Genomic DNA, 5,922 nt, shown 5'->3' with positions numbered 1-5,922 from the left:
TTTCTATACATACTCTTTATATCAATAGCGTTGAGAGCCGCGGTTGTTTACAACTTTTATATGCCATGCGATAGGCGAGAAACTAAGGAATTGTTTAATACATCAGCAAGTCAGCGTGTTTCACACGCAAACACTTGTTTCTGTCGGAGGTAGCGCTATATTAGGGCTCCTAGTAATGACACTGATGTGAATGAGTGATGTTGACCTCAGAGATCATTGTTCCCAAATCTGAAAAAAATCCCACTCCGGCTAACAAATCCAGAAAGCTGAGCGATGCTTATAAAACAGAAAGGACTCGTCAGGAGGTGACGGAGATAGAGCTCAATCGAGCGACCATCGTCATTGTTGATGAGGACGGACAGTTGCGTAAAGTCCCGCTGCTTGGCGAGCATTAGGCGCGAAGTGGTGAAAGAAGAATAAGGATTGAACCATGAATATCGAACTAAGCGCAGTTGAAGCCAGAATTATTGGCTGTCTGATAGAAAAAGAAGTCACGACGCCGGACTACTACCCACTCACCCTAAACAGCCTGACGACAGCTTGTAACCAGAAAAGCAACCGTGATCCAGTGATGTCGCTGTCTGACGCTGATGTTCAGGATGCCGTCGAAGCGTTGATTTCGCGCCGTCTGGTGAGTGATGAAAGCGGCTTTAACAGTCGCGCAAATAAGTTTCAACATCGCTTCTGCAACACCGAATTTGGTGATCTTAAACTTAATGAGCAAGAAAAAGGGATCGTGTGCTGCTTGCTACTTCGCGGAGCGCAAACGCCTGGTGAACTGCGTACCCGAACTAATCGCTTGTGCCACTTTAATGATGTGAAAGAAGTGGAAGCTGTGTTAGAGGCGATGGCCGGTCGTGAAGCGGGTGCCCTGGTGGTCAAATTGCCTCGTGAAGCTGGCAAACGGGAATCGCGCTATCAACATTTGTTCTGTGGTGAGGTGGATGTAGAAGCGTTGCAAGCCCAGTCGGGTGGACACCAACCAACAGCGTCAGCAAGTGTACACGAAGAGCGAATTGAATCGCTTGAGCAGCAAGTTTCTGAACTTCAGGCTGAAGTCAGTGAGTTGCGTGAACTGGTCAACGCACTGACACAATAAATGTCGAGTCTGTGGTATATCTATCTGATCAGAACGCAAGCTAATGCGCTGTATTGCGGCATTACGACCGATGTCGACAGACGTTTTGATCAGCACAGTCGTGGACAAGGGGCCAAGGCGTTAAAAGGTCGTGGCCCGTTAACACTCGAATGGAGTGTTAAGCTGACGGATTCACGGAGCGAAGCGCTCAAAATTGAATACGCTATCAAGCAACTTTCTAAAGCGCAAAAAGAACAACTGGTGACCGGGCAGGTAACCTTATCGTGCCTTGGGTTAATATAAATACCTTATCTATCTGTTCGGGAAAGGTTAATTTTATTAATTATTTCAGTTAATTATAAAATCAATTGCACCTTTCTCTCGTGGCTTTCCTCATCATTTACGTCGAGAAAAGTGGCACAGTGCCCAGAACTTGAGCATGTGATTCACTTTTGCGAATTTTCACTTTGCAGCTCTGTATTGACAGGCCATACTTAAAGTTTAAGTGAGCACATGAGTGTCGTTATTTCTATAATTTTTATAGGGTTATTGCGCTCTTGTCTGGTCGTCTCAACAATAAATGAAAAGCGGTAGCTTTCTCCGGTGGGATAGGCCGGTTGCACCCGTAAAGAGGACGTCAATGCTAAAACGCAAAATAATAACTTTGGCCGCTGTAGCCTCATTTTCTTCACCGACTTTTTCTAATCCAGCCCAAATTCTCAACGATTACTGGCAATATCAGGATTATCTTGATTCCAATCCACGCCAAAAATCGTTGACCAGTCAGTTGGTGGACGTTGTACGTGAGCCTCCCGTGCCGCTAACGGCAACGGTCGATCAACCGATCAAAATCTCCGTTGTTTATCCAGGGCAGCAGATCTCCGATTATTGGGTGCGTAATATCAAAGCATTTGAGATGCGTATGGAAAAGCTGGGCATCCCTTACCAAATCAATCAGGTATTTACCCGACCAAATATTGATGTCCGTCAGCAAAGCTTATCGTTGATGGAAGCCGTAAAAAACAAATCAGACTATCTGATCTTCACCTTAGACACGACCCGGCACCGCAAGTTTGTTGAGCACGTATTGGGCTCGACGGACACTAAGCTGATTCTGCAAAACATCACGACTCCCGTCAGGAACTGGGATGGACGTCAGCCGTTTCTCTACGTTGGTTTTGATCACTTACGCGGTACAGAAGTGTTAGAGCAGTACTTTCTCAAGCGTTTCCCCGAGGACACCTCTTACTCCGTTTTGTATTTTTCGGAAGGTTATGTGAGTGATGCGCGAGGCGATACGTTTATTGAAGCCATGAGCAACGTCCGTCACTACACGCTCAGTTCGTCGTTTTACACACAGTCGACCAGAGAAAGCGGTTACAGCACGGCCAAGCTTGCTGTGCAGAAAGATCCGAACATCAAATTCATTTATGCATGCTCTACCGATGTGGCTCTTGGCGCAGCGGATGCACTCAAAGATCTTGGTCGTCAGGACATCGTTCTGAATGGTTGGGGCGGCGGCTCTGCTGAACTGGATGCGCTGGCAAAGGGCGATTTAGACGTCACGGTGATGCGGATGAACGATGATACAGGTATCGCGATGGCAGAAGCCATCAAATGGGATCTGGAAGGCAAAGCGGTACCTCATGCCTACTCCGGTGATTTTGAATTGGTGACGTCTGAAGATAAAGCACAACGCATCAACAAACTGAAAGCGAGAGCATTTCGTTACTCAGATAACTAATACATGAAGTTCAGTCTTAAAAGGATGCCGAAGCGTAACCGGCTGGCCGCGTTAATCACACGCTCGGTGTTTATCATTAATGGTCTGTTGATTCTGGTGGTATTGTTTCAGAACTATCAGGTCAGCCGACAGATCATCTCACAAGAGGTTGCACGATCAAATCAGCAAACCTCGAGCTTAGTGCAATCCTTTTTTGACTTCCGACTGACGGCACTTCAGGTTCAGCAAGATGCATACAGCCGCAGTGATAGCCTGCTCATCGCGTTGCGAGCTCGTCATTACGACACTTTAGATGCCTTCTTCGCCAGTATTGATCAAACCGTTCCTGAGTTGGTGCCGGACTTCCGTTTTGTTATTCAGGATGGAAAACTTGCCTGGGATGACGCCAACCATGAATTTTACGGTATCGATACCAAGCAACTGCCTTTGATGGCCAAAGCGATGTCCGTCAGTAGCAACTGGCATCTGAGTCAGGTGCCTTCAACCCTTGGCACTCGTTATCTGATGTTGAGAAAAACGCCGATTATTGACGTGAATACCGGAGAGGTCATGGGGTTGCTGTACATCGGTATTGTCCTGAACAACAACTATGGGTTGGTCAGTACATTAAGAGACAGTACGAAAGCGGACAACGTGATCATGTCGGTTGGCTCAGAAGTTATTGCCTCGACCATCACAAATCGGGCTGGCTACAGTGGTATTGATGTACTTTCTCACTACTCACAGAGTCCGGAGCACCGCAATTTTGTGGTGTCGAAAACAGATCTTTTGATCAACACCACACCGACGTATCTGTCCATTTATACGATCACGAACAACACTCAGATTTCAGCCCTCGCCAGTAGTCATTATTTCTGGGTTGCTGTTGTTTTGATTGCCATCTTTATCTTTGCGGCGCTTACGCGGCTCTGGCTCAATAAGCGGGTGTCAGATGAACTCGACCGACTGATGACGTTTACTCAGGATGCGGTCGATAACAAGATTGTGGCGCCTTCTCCGGAGTCGGACGTTGAAGAGTTCCATCAATTTGGCCAGACGCTGGAGTTGGCGTTTAAACGTTTGTACGAACAAGAGCGGCGCTTTGAAGATTTGTTCAAGTTCTCTTTATCTCCGATTATCTTGTGGGACAGCGATGGTCAGGTGGTAAAAATGAACCCGGCTGCGCACAGTTATTTTGATTCAGAAGACGACGATACGTTCGAGCAGCTGGTCTCCAAACTAATGCCACAAATCAAGATGTGTAATACCGGTGCGACATTGACGGGTATCAACCTGCCACTCGGCAACAAAGTTTTCCGGTGGAACCTGTCTCCGATCCTGATTCAGGGGAAAACCCACACCATTATTACACAAGGGCAAGACATCACCAGTCTGATTGAAGCAGAGAAACAGAGTGAAGCCGCTCGTCAGGAGGCTGAAGAATCGGCTCGTGTGCGGGCAGATTTTCTGGCCAAAATGAGCCATGAATTACGCACACCGCTCAATGGCATCTTGGGTGTCTCTCAACTGCTGAAAAGCTCCGTTCGCGACAGCGATCAGCTCGAGCAGGTCAATGTTTTGTGCAACAGTGGTGAACACTTGTTGGCAGTTCTGAATGATATTCTGGATTTCTCCAAAATAGAGCAGGGCAAGTTTCATATTCAAAAATCTGAGTTCCGTTTGGTTGAGTTACTTACATCGGTTGAGAAGATCTTCTCTCCCTTGTGTCTTGAAAAACACATTGACCTCAAAGTCAGCAATGATCTGAGTGAAGATGTACTGCTGTTTACCGATCAAGTCCGACTCAATCAAGTGCTGTTCAATCTGGTCAGCAACGCGGTCAAGTTTACTCATGAAGGGCAAGTGCATGTGAATGTCTCTGCCAGTAAAAGCACTCAGGGTGAATCGCTACTGAACATCGTGGTAGAAGACACAGGGATTGGAGTAGAAGAATCTCAGTTGCAGTCGATTTTCGACCCGTTTGTTCAGGCTGAATCGACCACCACTCGTGAATATGGTGGCAGTGGATTGGGGCTGGCTATCGTCAAGAGTCTGATGGAGTTACTGGATGGTGAGATACGAGTGTCGAGTCAGCTAGGTCTGGGTTCACGATTTGAACTTGTACTGCCAACACCAATGCGTATTGCTTCCTCTGTCGAGGAGTCCGGTGAGCAGGTCAGCGATCAGGAGCTGTTATTTGACCGACAATTAAAAGTTTTACTCGTTGAAGACAATCACACCAATGCGTTCATTGCGCAGGCATTTTGTAAGAAGTACAAGATGGAGGTGATATGGGTAAAAGACGGTTTGGCGGCGATTGAATATCTAAAGCAGAATCCTCACATTGATCTGGTGCTAATGGACAACCAGCTGCCCAATCTGGGGGGGATTGAAGCGACGAAGATGATTCGTGATGATTTGAATCTCGACATCCCAATCTACGCCTGTACCGCAGATGGTATGATGGATACCAAGCGTGCGTTTCTCACTGCCGGGGCGAACTATGTGATTGTCAAACCGATTAAAGAAAAGGCGTTGAATCAGGCGTTTGTGCATTATAAAAATATGTTCTATCACGGCTGATCAGACAGACTCCAGCTCATAGACTTTTTCAAGTAAGCACGTTCGAAGATCGTCGCTCATTTCCAGTACGGGTTCAAACTTTATCCCCAAGCGGTGCCCGTTTGCATATCGGCTGATACTGACCACTTGATAACGGATATCTTCTGGGAGCAGATCGTTCAATTCACTGTCTACCGTAATCATACTCTGCGTTTCTAACTCGTTCTCTCCCTTTACAAAAAAGCGCAGCCAGAAACAGAAAAATCAATCAGATGCGACTCGTAAGACACTGTGTTATGGGTGAGCGTCGCGGGAATATGAAGGTTATAGCGCTCATGTTCTCGTATTGGTTTGGAGGCGAAGTGCTGTGGCATTCTCAGAAACAGCAAGCAACCAGGTTTGTTGGTTTGAGTCAGGATGGAAGTTTTAAACGCGATCACGTTACCAAGCTTGGTTTGAGTGATACCGCGAACCACAATCAATACGTTTTCCAGTTTTCGCATTAACAGCGCTTCACGCGCTTTCATTGGTAAATCGATCAACAAATAACCGTCAGGCT

Annotated in this window: 7 protein-coding genes; 5 read left to right on the top strand and 2 right to left on the bottom strand. The window is 46.8% G+C overall.

What is annotated here, in order from left to right; all coding sequences use genetic code 11:
* Positions 1-197 precede the first annotated feature (197 nt).
* From CAG65_RS18830 to luxQ, 5 genes are all read left to right on the top strand, one after another.
* Positions 198-395, top strand: coding sequence for a hypothetical protein (locus tag CAG65_RS18830; RefSeq protein WP_021705235.1), 198 nt, complete (start codon positions 198-200; stop codon positions 393-395).
* A gap of 35 nt (positions 396-430) precedes the next feature.
* On the top strand, positions 431-1,099 hold the full coding sequence (locus tag CAG65_RS18825) for a YceH family protein (RefSeq protein ID WP_021705236.1): 669 nt from the start codon (positions 431-433) through the stop codon (positions 1,097-1,099).
* A complete protein-coding gene (locus CAG65_RS18820) occupies positions 1,100-1,381 on the top strand; it encodes a GIY-YIG nuclease family protein (RefSeq protein WP_161454615.1) in 282 nt (93 codons plus the stop codon).
* Positions 1,382-1,718: 337 nt separating this feature from the next.
* Positions 1,719-2,822 (top strand): autoinducer 2-binding periplasmic protein LuxP, encoded by a 1,104-nt coding sequence (locus CAG65_RS18815; protein WP_161454614.1) that lies wholly within the window; start codon positions 1,719-1,721, stop codon positions 2,820-2,822.
* Between the two features lie 3 nt (positions 2,823-2,825).
* On the top strand, positions 2,826-5,384 hold the full coding sequence (gene luxQ / locus CAG65_RS18810) for a quorum-sensing autoinducer 2 sensor kinase/phosphatase LuxQ (RefSeq protein WP_161454613.1): 2,559 nt from the start codon (positions 2,826-2,828) through the stop codon (positions 5,382-5,384).
* Here luxQ and CAG65_RS18805 read toward each other — a convergent pair whose 3' ends face one another.
* Together CAG65_RS18805 and CAG65_RS18800 are read right to left on the bottom strand one after the other, a co-directional pair.
* The gene (locus CAG65_RS18805) at positions 5,385-5,567 is read right to left on the bottom strand and encodes a hypothetical protein (protein WP_161454612.1); all 183 of its coding nucleotides are present in this window, start codon (positions 5,565-5,567) and stop codon (positions 5,385-5,387) included.
* A 29-nt stretch (positions 5,568-5,596) separates the two neighbouring features.
* A partial coding sequence (locus CAG65_RS18800) for a flagellar brake domain-containing protein (RefSeq protein ID WP_161454611.1) occupies positions 5,597-5,922 on the bottom strand: 326 nt, incomplete at its 5' end.

It is taken from the genome of Vibrio sp. V39_P1S14PM300 (assembly GCF_009904765.1).
GTDB classification, from domain to species: Bacteria; Pseudomonadota; Gammaproteobacteria; order Enterobacterales; family Vibrionaceae; genus Vibrio; species Vibrio proteolyticus.
The sequence above is the reverse complement of the archived record's forward strand: the minus strand, read 5'-3'. Positions and strand labels throughout refer to the sequence as shown.

What these genes read in the sequence shown, in the direction of transcription:
- CAG65_RS18805 (WP_161454612.1), bottom strand. Translation starts at nt 5,567, where the DNA reads ATGATTACGGTAGACAGTGAATTGAACGATCTGCTCCCAGAAGATATC.
- CAG65_RS18820 (WP_161454615.1), top strand. Translation starts at nt 1,100, where the DNA reads ATGTCGAGTCTGTGGTATATCTATCTGATCAGAACGCAAGCTAATGCG.
- CAG65_RS18830 (WP_021705235.1), top strand. Translation starts at nt 198, where the DNA reads ATGTTGACCTCAGAGATCATTGTTCCCAAATCTGAAAAAAATCCCACT.
- CAG65_RS18825 (WP_021705236.1), top strand. Translation starts at nt 431, where the DNA reads ATGAATATCGAACTAAGCGCAGTTGAAGCCAGAATTATTGGCTGTCTG.
- luxQ (WP_161454613.1), top strand. Translation starts at nt 2,826, where the DNA reads ATGAAGTTCAGTCTTAAAAGGATGCCGAAGCGTAACCGGCTGGCCGCG.
- CAG65_RS18815 (WP_161454614.1), top strand. Translation starts at nt 1,719, where the DNA reads ATGCTAAAACGCAAAATAATAACTTTGGCCGCTGTAGCCTCATTTTCT.